This window comes from Brevibacterium sp. 91QC2O2, assembly GCF_024580695.1.
GTDB lineage: Bacteria > Actinomycetota > Actinomycetes > Actinomycetales > Brevibacteriaceae > Brevibacterium > Brevibacterium moorei.
In genome coordinates, this window is sequence record NZ_JANIJY010000005.1 from 63,360 (window position 1) to 79,934 (window position 16,575).

At 67.9% G+C, this 16,575-nt stretch carries 16 protein-coding genes; 5 read left to right on the forward strand and 11 right to left on the reverse strand.

What is annotated here, in order from left to right; all coding sequences use genetic code 11:
• Positions 1-39 precede the first annotated feature (39 nt).
• From NQ036_RS05690 to rimP, 3 genes are all read right to left on the reverse strand, one after another.
• Positions 40-324, reverse strand: a complete 285-nt coding sequence (locus NQ036_RS05690; protein ID WP_257047453.1) for a YlxR family protein — start codon at positions 322-324, stop codon at positions 40-42.
• 25 nt (positions 325-349) lie between these two features.
• Positions 350-1,309 carry a transcription termination factor NusA gene (gene nusA, locus NQ036_RS05695; protein ID WP_257047452.1) on the reverse strand — a complete coding sequence of 320 codons (960 nt, stop codon included), beginning with the start codon at positions 1,307-1,309 and terminating at the stop codon, positions 350-352.
• A gap of 107 nt (positions 1,310-1,416) precedes the next feature.
• Complete coding sequence (rimP, locus tag NQ036_RS05700) at positions 1,417-1,932, reverse strand: ribosome maturation factor RimP (protein ID WP_257057627.1); 516 nt, start codon at positions 1,930-1,932, stop codon at positions 1,417-1,419.
• A 111-nt stretch (positions 1,933-2,043) separates the two neighbouring features.
• Between rimP and NQ036_RS05705 the strand changes: the two genes are divergently transcribed.
• Both NQ036_RS05705 and NQ036_RS05710 read left to right on the forward strand, forming a co-directional pair.
• Complete coding sequence (locus NQ036_RS05705; protein ID WP_257057629.1) at positions 2,044-3,015, forward strand: hypothetical protein; 972 nt, start codon at positions 2,044-2,046, stop codon at positions 3,013-3,015.
• 4 nt (positions 3,016-3,019) lie between these two features.
• Positions 3,020-4,039 (forward strand): aminoglycoside phosphotransferase family protein, encoded by a 1,020-nt coding sequence (locus tag NQ036_RS05710; RefSeq protein WP_257047447.1) that lies wholly within the window; start codon positions 3,020-3,022, stop codon positions 4,037-4,039.
• A gap of 2 nt (positions 4,040-4,041) precedes the next feature.
• On the opposite strand, the gene NQ036_RS05715 is transcribed toward NQ036_RS05710, so the two are convergent.
• A complete protein-coding gene (locus NQ036_RS05715; protein ID WP_257047446.1) occupies positions 4,042-4,845 on the reverse strand; it encodes a TSUP family transporter in 804 nt (267 codons plus the stop codon).
• Between the two features lie 31 nt (positions 4,846-4,876).
• Entirely contained in the window at positions 4,877-6,694 is a 1,818-nt protein-coding gene (locus tag NQ036_RS05720) for a proline--tRNA ligase (RefSeq protein WP_257057631.1), read from the reverse strand.
• Positions 6,695-6,805: 111 nt separating this feature from the next.
• On the opposite strand from NQ036_RS05720, the gene NQ036_RS05725 reads away from it, so the two are divergent.
• On the forward strand, positions 6,806-7,198 hold the full coding sequence (locus NQ036_RS05725; RefSeq protein WP_257057633.1) for an RNA-binding S4 domain-containing protein: 393 nt from the start codon (positions 6,806-6,808) through the stop codon (positions 7,196-7,198).
• A gap of 106 nt (positions 7,199-7,304) precedes the next feature.
• Here the strand turns inward: NQ036_RS05725 and NQ036_RS05730 are convergent, their stop codons facing one another.
• The 5 genes from NQ036_RS05730 to dxr form a co-directional block, all read right to left on the reverse strand.
• Complete coding sequence (locus NQ036_RS05730; RefSeq protein ID WP_257057634.1) at positions 7,305-8,306, reverse strand: cytochrome b/b6 domain-containing protein; 1,002 nt, start codon at positions 8,304-8,306, stop codon at positions 7,305-7,307.
• 134 nt (positions 8,307-8,440) lie between these two features.
• Positions 8,441-9,367, reverse strand: a complete 927-nt coding sequence (locus NQ036_RS05735; RefSeq protein WP_257057636.1) for a DUF4081 domain-containing GNAT family N-acetyltransferase — start codon at positions 9,365-9,367, stop codon at positions 8,441-8,443.
• Positions 9,364-10,515: a flavodoxin-dependent (E)-4-hydroxy-3-methylbut-2-enyl-diphosphate synthase gene (ispG, locus tag NQ036_RS05740; protein ID WP_257047438.1), complete on the reverse strand. Its 1,152-nt coding sequence runs from the start codon at positions 10,513-10,515 to the stop codon at positions 9,364-9,366. Before ispG ends, NQ036_RS05735 begins: the two co-directional genes overlap by 4 nt.
• A 42-nt stretch (positions 10,516-10,557) precedes the next feature.
• The gene (locus NQ036_RS05745; RefSeq protein WP_257047436.1) at positions 10,558-12,033 is read right to left on the reverse strand and encodes an RIP metalloprotease; all 1,476 of its coding nucleotides are present in this window, start codon (positions 12,031-12,033) and stop codon (positions 10,558-10,560) included.
• On the reverse strand, positions 12,030-13,256 hold the full coding sequence (gene dxr / locus NQ036_RS05750) for a 1-deoxy-D-xylulose-5-phosphate reductoisomerase (protein WP_257047434.1): 1,227 nt from the start codon (positions 13,254-13,256) through the stop codon (positions 12,030-12,032). Before dxr ends, NQ036_RS05745 begins: the two co-directional genes overlap by 4 nt.
• Positions 13,257-13,422: 166 nt before the next feature.
• Here dxr and NQ036_RS05755 point away from each other — a divergent pair, with 166 nt between their 5' ends.
• Positions 13,423-14,631 carry an acyl-CoA dehydrogenase family protein gene (locus tag NQ036_RS05755; protein ID WP_257057638.1) on the forward strand — a complete coding sequence of 403 codons (1,209 nt, stop codon included), beginning with the start codon at positions 13,423-13,425 and terminating at the stop codon, positions 14,629-14,631.
• Positions 14,632-14,804: 173 nt separating this feature from the next.
• Positions 14,805-15,920: an alanine dehydrogenase gene (gene ald / locus NQ036_RS05760; protein ID WP_257047431.1), complete on the forward strand. Its 1,116-nt coding sequence runs from the start codon at positions 14,805-14,807 to the stop codon at positions 15,918-15,920.
• A gap of 19 nt (positions 15,921-15,939) precedes the next feature.
• Here the strand turns inward: ald and NQ036_RS05765 are convergent, their stop codons facing one another.
• Positions 15,940-16,575 (reverse strand): hypothetical protein, encoded by a 636-nt coding sequence (locus NQ036_RS05765; RefSeq protein ID WP_257047430.1) that lies wholly within the window; start codon positions 16,573-16,575, stop codon positions 15,940-15,942.

Below are 16,575 nucleotides of genomic sequence, written 5' to 3' on the forward strand. Positions count from 1 at the left end.
TGTCATCGCCGGACACTCACAATTTGGTTTCCATCTTCTTTAACCACTTTCCGTGATTGCGAACGGTCCGGGCGCCCGGTCGGCCGCGACCGGCCGACGGAAGGCGCGCGCGAACGCGTTCTTCTGCAGTGCCTTGTACCAGCACTGTTGCGTGGGGTGGATCCAGGCGCCCCGGCCGGCGAGCCGATGCTCCGGATCCACGCGAATATGCGGCCGCGTCGATGGATCCGAATCAACATCGACGACGAGCCGCACAAGTGAATCCCACTCTTCGCGACTGCGACACCCGATGCATGTGCGAACGGGTGTATGGAAGGCAGTCACCCCATTATTCTAGCACCAGAGCCGTTCAGGCGGCTACGATGTCGATCTTCCAGCCGGTGAGCTTCGCCGCCAGGCGGGCGTTCTGGCCCTCCTTGCCGATCGCCAGGGACAGCTGATCGCCCGGCACTGTGGCCCGCGCGGAACGTTCTGCCGCGTCGAGCACCTCGACCCGCTTGACCTTCGCAGGCGACAGCGCATTGGCGATCATCTTGCCGGGGTCCTCGTTGTAATCGACGATGTCGATCTTCTCATTGCCCAGATCGGCCATCACCGCGCGCACCCTGGCGCCCAGTTCGCCGATACACGCGCCCTTGGCGTTGACCCCTGCCTTCCTCGCGCGCACCGCCATCTTCGTGCGGTGGCCGGCCTCCCTGGCCAGGCTGACGATTTCGACCGTGCCGTCGGCGATCTCCGGAACCTCGTGCGCGAACAGCTTGCGCACGAGGTTCGGGTGGGTGCGCGAAAGGGAGACCGACGGCCCCTTCGTCCCCTTGTGGACGTCGACCACATAGGCGCGGATCCGGTCACCGTGCCGGTAGACCTCGCCGGGGACCTGTTCATGCGGGGGTAGAACGGCCTCCACATCGCCCAGCTGTACCTGGACCATGTGCGGATCTCGGCCCTGCTGGACGACTCCTGAGACCAGTTCGCCCTCCCGGCCCTTGAACACGCCCAGCACGTTCTCGTCCTCGACATCGCGCAGGCGCTGGTGGATGACGTTCCGGGCGGTCATCGCCGCGATCCGCCCGAAGCCCTCCGGAGTGTCGTCGAATTCGCCGATCGGCTCATCGTCGTCGTTGAACTCCACCGCCCAGATGGTGGCGGTGCCGGTCTTGGTGTCGAGTTCGGCGCGGGAATCCGGGTAGTAGCCCTCGGTCCGCTGATAGGCCATGAGCAGGGCCTGCTCGATGAGGTCGACGAGTGTGTCGAAGGGGATGTCGCGTTCGCGTTCGATCATGCGCAGAGCGCCGAGGTCGATGTCCATATCACTGCCTAACTTACCCGGCACCGGAGTTTCCGGCGTTCAATTGTCGATATTGAGCTGAGTGACCAGGATAGTTCCTCCCGGCCGTGGGCGCCAGGGCCCGGAGCCTACTTGAACTTCACCAGTACATGGGCCCCGTGGACGTCGCCCAGCGCCAAGCGCAGCGGATCCGGCACCTTCGGGCCCTTGCCCGGACGCAAATCCGTCCCTGCGCGCGCGCCGGTGAACACGAGCGTCGCGGAACCCGCACCGTCGTCCTCCACCCCGGCCAGCTCACCGGTGTAGCGCTGTTCGGCCGTGTCCAGTTGAATGGTCCGCCCGATCACCCGGCGATAGTGTCGCGGTGTGGACAGCGGACGCTCTGCCCCCGGGGAGGACACCTGCAGGTCGTAGGGGCGGGCACCGAACAGCTCGAGTCCGTCGGTCAACTCCGAGACGATCCGTGTGGCGCGTTCCACGTCCGCGAACGAGGTGGGTTCGGCCTCCTCGGTATCCAGATCGACGACCACCTCGAGGGTGGGGCCGGGCCCGGCCGCGTGCACGGACACCTCTTCCAGGAACAATCCGGCCTCCGCCAGGGGGCCGGCGATCGCGCCCCGCACCACTTCCACGTCATCGGCCATGCCGGTACTCCTTGTTTCCGCTCGTCGCTTCACTCATCCACCGGGGCCACGGTTCCGGCCCGGGGACCAGCCTATCGGCAGGGCGGCCGGGCGCGCGTATAGGATGACGATATGCGCACGCCGACCCCCTCCTATGGACGCTCCTATGGACGCCGCTCCGTCCTCATGGGATTCACCGGCATCACCGTTCTCGCCCTCACCGGCTGCGGCCTGCGCCTCGAACAGGGCCCGGTGCGCCCGACCCCCGGGCCCGCCGACACCGTCCGCAGCGCCATGGCAGAACTCCTGGCCCGTATCCAATCCTCCGGAGGCACCGCGCGCGCCGTCTCCCAGCTGCGCGCAGCACTCGGCCCGGCGCGACCCACCACAGCGGCCACCGCCTCGGCTACCGGTGCGTTGCCCGCAGCGACCGGTCTGCGACAGACGGTCTCGGCCTTCTTCGACGGCCTGCCCGCCCTGGCCGAGGACGCCGCCATGCTCACCACCCTGGCCGATGTCGCGGTGGGCGCCGGCCTGACCGCAGCGGAGTTGCCCGGCCAGTCGGCCACCGTGATCGGCCGCCTGTTCGTCGCCCGGCAGGCCGCGGCACCTGCCACCGTGCCGAGTCCGGATGTGCAGAAGCACACAGAGGACGACCGGACGAAAGCACTGGCGGCATTCGTCACCGCCTGTTATCAGGCCGGGGCCGGCTACACGCGGGTTGCCGTCGCAGCACCGACGGGCAGCGCCTACCGGACCTTTGCACGGGAGCGGATCGCGCAACTGAACACGGCCTCGGCACAGGGCAATGCGCTGCTGCGGGCTGCCGGGGGCGAGCCCGTGGCGAACCGCCCGGCCTGGTCATTCGACTCCGATCCACACGATGAGACCGGGGCCAGGACCATGGCCAGGGGGCTCGAGGACCTGCTGGCCGCGCGCATCGGGTCCCTGCTGCTGACCGGCGGCGCCCGCGACCTCGGCGTGGCGAACCTCTGGTACACCGGCTGGGCGCGTGGAAGGGCCGGCGGCGTCCAGGCGGTCCGCTTCGACTACACCGGCCAGAACCCGGGTGCACTGGCCCCGGCGAGCGGAAACGGGGAGTAAGGACGTGCAGGTCCCACAGGTGCTTTTGAACTCCGCCGCCGAGGCGATCGGCGGCGAGCGCGCCCATGCCTGGGCCGCAGCGCTGGACTATATGTACCTGGAGCTGATGGACCGGTGGCACTTCACCCCCGACCCCAAACCGGGTTCCCCCTGGGCCGGCGCGGAATCGATCGTCATCCCCGTGCTCAGTCAGGACAACTACAAGGCGGTCGTGCGAATCGCCGCACCCAATCGGAACAATCCACATGTGCACGAACAGGTCCTGCGCGCCCTCGAACTGTGGAACGGCCATGGGGCCGTGCGCATCATCTACCAGGACGCGACCTTCCGGGCCACGATGCAGGAGCGCCTGCGCACCCGGGTCAACCTGTCGACCGAGCCCTTGGAGGCCGTCGCCCCGATCTGGGGCCAGCTGGCCAGGGCGCTCAAGGTGCCCGGGCCCGCCGGCTTCGTGCGGGTCCAGGACATCGCTGCGGGCTGGGATGCCAAATTCGACCAGGATCTGAACCTGCTGTCGTCATTCCCCGACTTCCACCCGGGCGATCGGGCGCTGCTGGACATGGCCAGGTCCTGGACCCGGTACCTGGCCGCCTCCGATGAGCAATGGCTGTTACACGCCGATCTGCACTACTACAACATCCTGGCGGGCAATCCGGACGCCCACGGAGTCGCCACCTGGAAGGCCATCGATCCACAGCCGCTGACCGGACCGACCGCCTACACCGTCGCGCCGATCCTGTGGAACCGTCTGTTCGAGCTGCCGGGCGGCACTCCGGCCGGCCAGGCCAAGTGGTTGCGCGACTTCGGCGCCGATCTGTGCAGGCACGCCGACATCGAACCGAACTACGGCCTCGGGGCTGCGATCGCCAGGGAGGCGCAGAACATGTTCTGGTATCTGCACAGCGCCTACAACGGCACGCTGAAGTCCTTCGGCGACGCCGCCAGGTCACTGTGGGTGATGCGCGCACTGGCGGGAATGGACGTGGGCGGAGTCGATGCCCACTCCCTCAAGCGCCTGGGCTGAGCTCAGCCCTCGACGGTCACGAGGTTGGCCAGCAGCGGTGCGCCCAGCGTGATGATGAGCACCACCAGCACGACGATGAACACGATGCGCACGAAACCGGAGCCGAAGCGCAGGGCGGTGCGCGCTCCGATGATGCCGCCGGCCAGATTTCCCACCGCTACCGCCAGCCCGGCCGCCCACACCACATGGCCGGCCGGCACGAAGAGCAGTAGGGCTCCCAGATTCGTCGCCAGGTTCATGATCTTGGCGCTGGCCGAGGCCTGCAGGAAGCTGAAGCCCAGCAGCGCCACCAGGCCGATGACCAGGAACGATCCGGTGCCGGGCCCCAGGGCGCCGTCGTAGACTCCCACCACCAGGCCCAGCAGCCAGCCCAGCGCGTGGTGGCGCTTGGAGCGCAGGCCGAAGCGCAGATGGGCCTCGGCGCCCATGGCCGGCTTGAGCAGGGTGAACACGCCCACGCCCAGCAGCACCAGCACGATGATCGGCTCGAAGGCGTCACCGGGGATGAGGGTGGCGATCTTCGCACCCACCACCGCCCCGGCCAGAGCGAACACCGCGCCGGGCACAGTGAGCGATTTATCGGGTTTGACCTTGCGCAGATAGGTCACGGTGCTGCCGGCGGTGCCGACGATCGAGCCGACCTTGTTCGTCGCCACCGCCTGGATGGGGCTCATCCCCGGGACCAATAACAGCACCGGCAGCTGGATCAGGCCCCCGCCGCCGACAACTGCATCGATCCACCCGGCCAGCAGACCACCGGCCACCAGGGCCACGATGATCCACGGGCCGAGTTCGACTGCGTTCATCCCGGTACGGCCTCCCTGCGCTTCGAATCGGTCAGTCGGCCAGCGTCGCCTTGGCGTAGCCTGCCGCGACGTGCGCCGCCAGGGCGTCGACGGCCTCGGCCACGGGCAGTTCGCGGGATTCCCCGGTGAACCGATCGCGCAATTCGACCAGTCCGTCCTTCAGCCCGCGGCCCACCACCAGGATGGTCGGGATGCCCAGCAGTTCGGCATCACCGAACTTCATGCCCGGGCTCGTCTTGGGCCGGTCGTCGATGAGCACGGAAACCCCGCGGGCCTCCAGGTCCGCAGCCAGGGACTCAGCCGTCTCGAAGACCGAGGAGTCCTTGCCGGTGGCCACGATGTGGACATCGGCAGGGGCCAGGTGCTGGGGCCACAGCAGGCCCTTGTCATCTGCGTACTCCTCGGCGATGCAGGCCATCACACGGGTCACGCCGATGCCATAGGAACCCATGGTCACGACCTGCGTCTTGCCATTGACGTCGAGCACCTTGAGGTCGAGCGCCTCGGCGTACTTGCGGCCCAGTTTGAAGATCTGTCCGATCTCCACGCCGCGGGCCAGCTCGAGTTCCCCCGAGCCGTCGGGCGCCGGATCACCGGGCCGGACCTCGGCGGCCTCGATGAAGCCGTCGGCGGCGAAGTCACGGCCGGCGACCAGATCGAACACGTGCTGGTTCGCGGCGTTCGCGCCGGTGATCCAGCGGGTGCCGTCGACCACTCGCGGATCCAGCAGGTAGCGCAGGCCGGTGGAGCCCTCGGTGCCCAGCACCGGGGCGTCCAGGCTCAGGCCCGGCCCGATGTAACCCTTGACCAGACCGGGGTGCTTGGCCAGGTCCTCGGGCGTGGCCGCCTCGAGGTCGACCTCGCCCTCGCCCAACAGGCCGGTGCCGGCGGCGCGTCCGAAGTCGACCTCGCGATCGCCGGGCAGGCCGATGACGATGACCTCGCGGGTCCCGTCGGGGTGGATCACCGTCGCCACGACGTTCTTGAGCGTGTCGGCGGCACTCCAGGCACGATCGGCCCGCGGGTGCGCGGCGTTCGCGGCATCGACCAGGGTCTGGATCGTGGGGGTGTCCGGGGTGTCCTCGACGTGCGCGGCGGGCAGGCCCTCGAACGGGATGGGCTCCGGGACCACCGTGGTGACGGCCTCGACATTGGCGGCATAGCCGGCGGCGGTGCGAACGTAGGTATCCTCACCGACCTCCGAGGGGTAGAGGAACTCGTGGGTGCCGGAGCCGCCCATCGCGCCGGGGGTCGCCTCGACCATCACATAGGGCAGGCCCAGGCGGGTGAAGACGCGGACATAGGCCTCGCGCATCTTCTCGTACTGGACGTCCAGGCCGGCGTCTTCGACGTCGAAGGAGTAGGCGTCCTTCATGATGAACTCGCGCCCGCGCAGCAGGCCGGCGCGCGGGCGGGCCTCATCGCGGTACTTCGTCTGGATCTGGAACAGGTTCGCCGGCAGGTCCTTGTACGAGGAGTACAGGTCCTTGACCAGCAGGGTGAACATCTCCTCGTGCGTGGGGGCCAGCAGGTAGTCGGCCTTCTTGCGGTCCTGCAGGCGGAAGATGCCCTCGCCGAAGGCGGCCCAGCGGCCGGACTTCTCATAGGGTTCGGCCGGCAGCAGGGCGGGGAAGTGGACTTCCTGGGAACCAGCCCTGGTCATCTCCTGCCGGACGATCTCCTCGATCTTGCCCAGCACGGCCAGGCCCAGCGGCAGCCAGGTGTAGATACCGGGGGCGGCGCGGCGGATGTAGGCCGCGCGGTGCAGCAGCTTATGGCTCTTGACCTCCGCGTCCGCCGGGTCCTCCTTCAGGGTGCGCACGAACAGCGAGGACATCCGCATGGGCATGGTGGTCTCTCCTTGGAAAACGTGGGGCGCGCGGTGAGTCCGGCGCGCAGATTGCAACCCTCATGAGATTATCATTGCGCCGGGCCCGCGGTGGTGCCCTACAGTGGTCCCATGCCAGAACTGAACTTCGATCCGGCGGCGACCCAGCGCATCGACCTGTGGCTGTGGTGCGTGCGCATCTGCAAGACCAGGTCGGCGGCGCAGGCGGCCCTGAAGTCCGGCCATGTGCAGATCGACGGGGTGAAGGTCAAGCCCGCACAGAAGGTCAGGATCGGCCAGGAGGTCAGGGTCAGGCGCCCCGGCGCCGAACGCGTCCTGGTGGTCCAGGGGTTCCTCGATACGCGGGGTCCCGCGCCCATGGCACAGGCCTGCTATCTGGATCACTCCCCCGCGCCCAGCCCGCTGCTGCGCGCGGCCCTGCCCAAGCGCGATCCCGGCACGGGCCGACCCACGAAGAAGGACAGGCGGGAACTGGACCGCCTGCGTGGGCGCGACAGTCACTGACCGCACGAACGCACAGTTCCACTACTTAACGAAATGACGATTTCTGCCCGAAATCATCGATATATCAACAGTTCGTCAAGTAGTGGAACTACATAGGAGGGGCGGATCAGCGGGAGGACTTGCCGAACATATTGGCGATCGGCGTGAGGAACATGGGCCGCAGCAGGAACCAGCTGGCCACCAGCACCACGATCGAGATCGCGAACATGAGGAATCCGAACCAGGTCGCCGTGACATCCGGGGAACCGCCGTACATGTGCGTGACATTGCCCATCAGGCTGGCGAACCAGCCGTGGCCCTCGCGCAGTCCGGCGACCAGGGCGCCGACGAACACCAGGAAGACGTGGATGCAGATGAAGGCGACGAAGTAGATCATCGTCGGGAAGTGCAGCGCACGGGCGTATTCGACCTTGAAGACCTTGTTGATCGCCCATTCGTTCTTCCACGCATTCGACATCCGAAGGCCGGTGATGAGCGAGACCGGAGCGGCGATGAAGACCGTGACGAAGTAGGCCAGGACCTGCAGGGCGTTGTAGTTCGTCCAGCCCATTTCGGTCGGCCAGTTCATCGAGGCGTACTGCAGGGCGGTGGAGATCGCATTGGGGAAGATGTCCCAACTGGCGGGCACGATGCGGCGCCACTGGCCGGTGGCGAAGAGCATGATGAAGAACACCAGGCCGTTGAGGAACCACAGGAAGTCCATGGTGAAGTGGGTCCACAGGTTCAGGGTGATCTTCTTCGGGGCGCCCTTGGTCTTGATCAGGCCCTTGTTGTTGCGTGTCCAGTGCCCCTTGGGGTTGGGGTTGTTGCGCACGTCGAGCCCGGTCCTGATGATCGTGAGCATGAAGAACATGTTCAGGAAGTGTTGCCAGGACAACCAGGCGGGGATCCCATCGGCACCGCGGCGGACCTCATTGGCAGCGGACTGACCGGGGAACTTCTCGATGAAGGCCTGCACCCCGTCGAAGGTTCGCAGCCAGATCGCCAGACCGACCAGGATCGCAAGGACGACGATGCCGCCCAGAGCGTAGAGTCCCGGTTTGATGAAGGGCTGGAAGTCGAAGCCCTTGGACTTCTTCTTTTTCTTCTTCTGCGTCGACGCTGCCATGAAGCCTTCCTTGGCACTAGTGGGGAGAATCCTGATCACACCATAGCCGCCAAATTGAACGAGCGTTAAGTAGGTGATGCTAAGTAGGCGCCCGAGTGCTCCGGACACACCCGTCAAGCATAACCGGGCCCGCATCACACGGCGAACCGTTCCGCTCCGGCGCCTCCTCGGTACATGACGGTCGCAAAGGTCCCGACCTGCCGGTAGCCGGCGTGGGCATAGGACTTCAGGGCCGGGATGTTATAGGAATTCGCGTACAGGGAGACCACCGGTGCGACCCGGCGCAGCACGTCCTGGGTCAGCGCCGCCATCGCCCCGGCAGCCACCCCGTGTCCACGCGCGGCAGGAGCCACCCACACCCCCTGGACCTGCACAGAGTCCGGCGAGCGCAGTCCCAGGTCGGCCTTGAACAGGATTCGCTGGCCGCCGCTGCCATCCGGTTCGGTGATGAGGTAGGTGGAGCCGGCCGCCAGCAGGCCGGCCACCCGGTCGCGGTAGCCACTCGCCCCGCCCTCCAGGGGGCTGAAGCCCAGTTCCTCCTCGAACATGGCGACCGAGGCGGGGAAGACCAGGGGCAGATCGGCCGGGCGGGCCAAGCGCAGGCGGGCGTCCGCTGCGACATCGGGGGCTGCGATCGCGGCCAACAGCGGTTGGTCCGGGCGCACCCCGCGGGGCTCGCCCCAGCCGGTGCGGCCGGCCAGGTCGAGGACCGCACCGGCCGCGCCGATGATCGACACCGCGGCCCTGCGCCGGGCCGCCAGCACCGGGGCGATGGCGGCATTCGACTCCGGGGTCGCACGGACCGGCACGATGGTACCGCCGAGCCAGTACGCCGAGCACAGCCGGCCTGCGCGGAAGTATCCGTAGAGGGTGCCCGTCATCGCCTGCGTCAGATTGCGCCCGTGAACGGCCAGCAGCTGCGACAGGTAGCAGTGTTCGGCAGGAGCGGCCGCCACCGCCTCGCGCAACCAGCCCAGGTGGATGGGTTCCAGCCGACGGATATAGCCGTCGGGGTCCCCGCCGCCTGCTGGTTGCCCGGTCCGCACAGAATGGAAGCTCACTGTGCGACGACGACTTCCGGGTGCCCCGCCGGGGCACCGGACTCATCGGCGATGCGCATCGCCTCTTCGATGAGGGTTTCGACGATCTGGGATTCCGGCACCGTTTTGACGACCTGGCCCTTGACGAAGATCTGTCCCTTGCCGTTGCCACTGGCCACGCCCAGGTCCGCCTCGCGCGCTTCGCCGGGGCCGTTGACCACGCAGCCCATCACGGCCACGCGCAGCGGCACCTCCATGCCCTCGAGTCCCGCTGTGACCTTCTCGGCCAGGCTGTAGACGTCGACCTGGGCCCTCCCGCAGGACGGGCAGGAGACGATTTCGAGCTTGCGCGGGCGCAGATTGAGCGATTGCAGAATCTGTTCGGCGACCTTGACCTCTTCGACCGGGGGCGCGGACAGGGACACCCGGATGGTGTCGCCGATGCCGCGGCTCAGCAGCGCTCCGAAGGCGGTGGCCGATTTGATGGTGCCCTGGAAGGCGGGGCCCGCCTCGGTCACGCCCAGGTGCAGTGGCCAGTCCCCGCGTTCGGCCAGCATCTCGTAGGCGGCCACCATGACGACGGGGTCGTGGTGTTTCACGGAGATCTTGAAGTCGTGGAAGTCGTGCTCTTCGAACAACGAGGCCTCCCAGACGGCGGACTCCACCAGTGCCTCAGGGGTGGCCTTGCCGTACTTGGCCAGCAGCCGTTTGTCCAGGGATCCGGCGTTGACTCCGATCCGCAGGGATACGCCGTGGTCCTTGGCCGCCTGTGCGATCTCGCGGACCTGGTCGTCGAATTTGCGGATGTTGCCCGGGTTGACGCGGACCCCGGCACAGCCGGCTTCGATCGCCTTGAAGACGTATTTGGGCTGGAAGTGGATGTCGGCGATGACGGGGAGCTTGGACTTCGCGGCAATCGCGGTCAGCGCCTCGGCGTCGTCGGCGGTCGGGCAGGCCACGCGCACGATGTCGCAGCCGGCTGCCGTCAGCTGCGCGATCTGCTGCAGGGTGGCGTTGATGTCGGTGGTGGGTGTGGTGGTCATGGACTGGATGCTCACGGGGTAGTCCGATCCCACTCCCACGGCTCCCACGTGGATCTGCCGGGTGGGGCGCCGCGGGCGCAGCACCGGGGGCGGTGCCGCCGGCATTCCCAGATCGATCGAGGTCACTTCTGTTCCCTTCTAAGCTGTCTCGGTGAAAGTCTATGCCGCCTAGAGTCCCAGGCGGATCGGTTTGAAGATGTCGACGTAGACCAGCAGCACGGTCATGCACAGCATGAGGCCCGTGACCGCATAGGTCAGCGGCAGCAGTTTGGCTGTGTCGAACGGGCCGATCACACCCCGTCCGCGGCGCAGGTTGATCCGCCGCCGCGCCCCCTCATAGAGGGCCACGGCGATGTGCCCGCCGTCCAGGGGCAGCAGCGGCACCATGTTGAAGGCGAACAGGAACAGGTTGAGCCCGCCCAGCAGGTTCAGTCCCGTGAGGAATTTATCCGTGACGTCCAGGCGGTCCGAGGACACGATCTCGCCGGCCACCCGCCCCACGCCCACCATTCCCACGGGGCTGTTCTCATCGCGTTCGGCGTCGCCGAAGGCCACCTGGCCCACCGCCACCAGCCGCTGCGGCAGGTGGATGAGCGCGTCAAAGGTCTGGCCGATCAGCTGTCCCATCTGCCCGGGGAACTCGCCGACGGGGATGCCGCTGCGGTCCATGGTCGGCGAGATCCCCAGGAACCCCTCTTCGCGGGTCTCCGGCTTACCGTCCGCACCGGTCACCGGATGGCCGGATTCATCGGTGACGGCCTGTTCGCTGCGGATCACGGGGACGTCCAGGGTCTGCCTGGCGCCGTCGCGTTCGATCACAATGGGCACCGTGGTGCCGGCCGCCGCGCGGACCTGGGAGCCCAGGGCGGCCCAGTCCGAGGTGGCATGGCCGGCGATCGAGACGATCCGATCGCCCGGACGCAGGCCGACCTGCCAGGCCGGTGTCAGGGGGTCCGCTTTCGTGCAGGCCGCCTCGGCCCTGCCCTGCTTCGCCGCTTCGGCCTGCCGCTCCTGTGCCTGCGAGGCGGGCACCGCGCATTCAACGATGGTCTGCACCGTAGTCGTCGGCTGCAGGTTGGCGCCGATGCACACCAGCACGATGAACATGATGATGATTCCCAGGACCAGGTTGACGGCGGGTCCGGCGAACATCACGGCCAGGCGCTTGGGCACCGACAGGGCGTAGAAGGTCCGGTGTTCCTCCCCCGGCACTATGTCCTGGTTCGAATAGGCCCGGGCCTCGGCCATCGTCGTCTCGAAGGGTCGGCGCCGCCGCTGCCTCCCGCCGGGCTCCCCCTGCGCGGATGGGCCCTGCGTGGCTGCGACACCCGCCGGCTGTTCCACCAGAGCGTGCGGGGCGACAGGCGCCAGGGCGTCCTCGCCGATCCGCGTATTCGTCCGATCCTTCGGCGGGTACATACCGGGCATCGCGATGAAGCCGCCCAGCGGCAGCAGTTTGACGCCGTACTCGGTTTCCCCGCGCCGGAATTTGAACAGGGTCGGGCCGAAGCCGATCATATAGTGGCTGACCTTGACTCCGAAGCGCTTGGCGAAGGTCAGGTGCCCCAGTTCGTGCAGCCCGATCGACAGGCCGACGCCCACCAGCAGGAGCAGGACGCCGAGAATGTAGAGCAGTGCCGTCATGCGCGCTCCACCCCCGGCTCGGGCTCACGGGCCACCGGTTCACGGGCTGCGATCCACCTGCCGATCGTGGCACGGGCCCAGGCGTCCGCGGCGCCGATCGCGGCCCTGGTGAAATCCGCCGCCGGAGTGTGGGCCTGCAGGGCGTATGCCAGACCCGTGGGGATATCGGTGAAGCGGATCCGGCCGGCGTGGAAGGCCGCGACGAGTTCCTCATTGGCCGCGTTGAGCGCAGCGGGATAGGTGGTGCCGCGCCGCCCGGCCTCGACCACCAGGTCCAGAGCGGGGAACGCCCGCCGGTCGACGGGTGCGAAGTCCCAGGTCACAGGCCTGTTCCAGGCGTTTCCGGCCGCTACCCGGGGCAGGCGGGCGCCGCGGGCCAGGGCATAGGCGATCGGCAGGCGCATATCCGGTGGGGAGAGCTGGGCGATCGTCGCGCCATCACGGAATTCGACCATCGAGTGGATCTGCGACTGGGGGTGGACGACGACCTCGATGTCCTCGAAGGGCACGCCGAAGAGCAGATGCGCCTCGATCACCTCGAGGCCCTTGTTGACCAGGGTCGCGGAGTTCGTCGTGATGACGGTGCCCATCTGCCAGGTCGGATGCGCCAGCGCCTGGCCCGGGGTGACCGTGGCCAGCTCGGCCGCGGACATGCCGCGAAACGGCCCGCCCGAGGCGGTGACGACCAGGCGGGCGACCTCGCCGTGGGTGCCGGCGCGCAGGGCCTGGGCGATCGCGGAGTGCTCCGAGTCGACGGCCAGCAGCCGGGCGCCGGTGGCCCTGGCGGCCTCGAGCACCAGGGTCCCTCCCATGATGAGTGATTCCTTGTTCGCCAGGGCCACGTCGGTTCCGTGGTCCAGGGCGGCGAAGGTGGCCGAGAGGCCGGCGGCCCCGGTGATCGCGTTGAGCACCAGATCGGCCGGAGTTCCCGCCAGCTCGGCCGCGGCCCGCGGGCCGAGCAGGATCCGGGTGACGGGGTCGGGCCGGCCGAGTTCGGCCCCGGCGCGGGCGAGTGCCTCGCGCACGGCTCCGAGGGCAAAGACGTGGGCCAGGGCCAGGGTTTCCACGCCGAACTCTACTGCGGCGTGCGCCGCAGCGGTCAGGTTCGAACCGGCCGCCAGGCCCGTCAGCCGGAAGTTTTCCGGGTGGGTGCGGACCACATCCTGGGCCTGTGTGCCAATGGAACCGGTGGCTCCTAGTAGGATCAGTGTTTGGGCAGTCACATTGACCGATCCTGCCAAACGATTCTGAAACAACGTCGTGAAGTCGGACCGGACTGCCCGGAAACGCGCAACCGGTTACTCTCCCCTCGGCAACCGCATGCCAGTCGGCAACCGCACGCCAGGGCGCGGGCAAGACCGCGACATCGCTTGAAGGAGCAGAACTCGCATGGCCAAGACCATCACCCCGGATCAGCTGCTGGGCATCGATTCGGTATTCGACAAGGACGATCTCGAGTGGGCCGGCATCGTCCGCAGCTGGCTCGACGACAACGTCCGTGAGAACATCGGCGACTACTACCTCGACGGCACCATTCCCGCCCGCGAGCTGGCGGAGGGCCTGGGCGATCTGGGCGTGCTGGGCATGCACCTCGAGGGTTACGGCTGCGGCGGCTCGACGGCCACGCAGTACGGCCTGGCCTGCCGCGAACTCGAAGCGGTCGACTCCGGCCTGCGCTCCCTGGTCAGCGTCCAGGGCTCCCTGGCGATGTTCGCCATCCACCACTGGGGCTCGGAGGACCAGAAGAACGAATGGCTGCCGAAGATGGCAGCCGGCAAGGCGATCGGCTGCTTCGGTCTGACGGAACCCGATGTCGGCTCCGACCCTGCGGGCATGAAGACGCACGCGAAGAAGGACGGCGACGACTGGATCCTCAACGGCGCCAAGATGTGGATCACGAACTCCCCCGTGGCCGACGTCGCCGTGGTCTGGGCGAAGACCGAGGAGCTGGACAAGAAGGGCCGGCCGATGGTCCGCGGCTTCGTGGTCCCCACCGACACCCCCGGGTTCTCCGCGCCGAAGATCCAGCGCAAGCTGTCCCTGCGCGCCTCGATCACCGGTGAGATCGTGCTGGACAATGTGCGCCTGCCCGCCGATGCGATGCTGCCCAAGGCCGAGGGCCTCAAGGGTCCCCTGTCGTGCCTGTCAGAGGCCCGCTTCGGCATCGTCTTCGGCGTCACCGGCGCTGCCCGCGACGCACTGGAGGCGGCGCTGGACTACACCGGCACGCGCATCCAGTTCGACCGTCCGCTGTCGTCCTTCCAGATCTCCCAGCAGAAGCTGGCCAAGGCCTTCGGCCAGTACTCGCAGATCACGTTGCTGGCCGCCCACCTGGGCCGAATCAAGGATTCAGCGGCCGGAGTCACTCCGGAGCAGATCTCCCTGGGCAAGATGGTCAACGCCGATACCGCGATGAACATCTGCCGCGATCTGCGCGCGCTGTTCGGCGGTTCGGGCATCACCAGTGAGTACCCGGTGCTGCGCCATGCGATCAACCTGGAGACGGTGCTGACCTATGAGGGCACCCACGAGGTCCACCAGCTGACGATCGGCCGCGCGCTCACGGGCATCAACGCCTTCGCGAACTACCAGGGCTGACCCGGATTCGCCGAGCCGGTGAAAATGTGCGCTGTTCCTCCGGGGGCAGCGCACATTTTCAATGGCCCGGCGCCGGGTTGCTTTAAAGGTCTGGCGGATATACCTTTTAGTCGAGAGCGCGGCGCCCGTCCGCGTTCACTCCTGTCAACGACGACAAACGGAGGACACAGGGAATGAGAATCGCCGTCCCGACCGAAATCAAGAACAACGAGAACCGTGTGGCACTGACCGATGAGGGTGCCCATGAACTGATCCACGCCGGCCACGAGGTCTTCGTCCAGTCGGGCGCGGGCCTGGGCTCGCTCATCACCGACGAAGCCTATCGCGCGGCGGGCGCCACCGTGCTCGAGACCGCGGAGCAGACCTGGGCCGCCGGAGAGCTGCTGCTCAAAGTCAAGGAGCCGGTGGCCGAGGAGTACCGGTACCTGCGGGCCGATCAGACGGTCTTCGCCTATCTGCACCTGGCCGCCGATCGGCCGCTGACCGATGCCCTGGTCGCCTCGGGTACCACGGCCATCGCCTATGAGACAGTGCAGCTGAACGACCGCAGCCTGCCCCTGCTGGCGCCGATGAGCGAGATCGCCGGCCGCTTGGCCGCCCAGGTGGGCGCCGAACAGCTGCTGACGGTCAACGGCGGGCGCGGGGTGCTGCTGTCAGGGGTGCCGGGGGTGACACGCGCCGAGGTCGTGGTGATCGGCGCGGGCGTCGCAGGTTTCAACGCCGCGCGGATCGCCGCGGGACTGGGTGCCAATGTGCAGGTCTTCGACATCGACATCCCGCGGCTGCGCCATATAGACGAACTCATGGGACACGCCGTGCAGACCAGGGTGTCGGGGAAGATGGCACTTGCCAGGGCGGTCGCCGAGGCGGACCTGGTGATCGGCTCCGTGCTGATCCCCGGTGCCCGCGCCCCCAAACTGGTCACCGACGAGATGGTCGCGGGGATGAAGGCCGGCAGCGTGCTCATCGACATTGCGATCGACCAGGGCGGGTGCTTCGAGAACTCACGGCCCACCACGTACCAGGACCCCACCTTCAGAGTCCACGGTTCGACGTACTACTGCGTGGCGAACATGCCGGGCGCCGTGCCCTCGACGGCCACCCGTGCCCTGTGCAATGCCACCCTGCCCTTTACGCTGCGGCTGGCCAACGCCGGTGTCGAGCAGGCGCTGCGCGCCGATCCGGCTCTGTCCAGGGGCCTGAACACCATGGCGGGAGCCCTGACGAATGCAGGGGTGGCCGCGGCCCACGGGCTGGCGGCGGTCGAACCCGCCGCCGCGCTGGGCTAGCCAATGCCGGCGGAGCGGGTCACATGCGCTGGCGTGCGGTGATCCGCCCGCCGTCCGCCGTTTCCTCAACGACCAGATCGGCCGGCAGTTCCAAAGCGGGGGCCGGTTCGATCCGGCCATCGCGCACCAGCACCTCGAGGACGGCCGCGAAGTCTGGCGCGCTGATGCGCACGCCCTCGACGTGACTGGGCAGTTTCCGCATCGAACGCCGCTGCAGTTCACTCAGCCCCGCGCCGGTCGCGGTCTGCGACGGCTCGGCGGCCTCGACCCGGATCGGGGCGGCGGGATCGGCGGTGAGCAGCCCGCCCAGGCGCAATACGGCCAGGCGCACCAGTTCGCGGGCCAGAGCCGGGACCTCGGCGGTGATGTGTACCCGCGCATCGGGAGTGTCGTCCTGGACGCCGTCCGCCGAAACCCCTACGCCCAGCAGGCGCAGCACCCCTGCGATCTTCGCGACCCGGTCCAGGCCCTGTTCGAAGCTGAGCACCACGGTGTCGCCGGCCGCATTGTCGGCGCGCAGGAAGTCGTCGTCGGCCCGGCCCATGACGATCGGATAGTCCAACAGGTCGAATGTCGGATTGAGCAGCCCGGGATGGTCCTCGGATAACACGCCGGGACGGACGAACCAGTGCGGTTCACGGGTGAAGGGCGACAT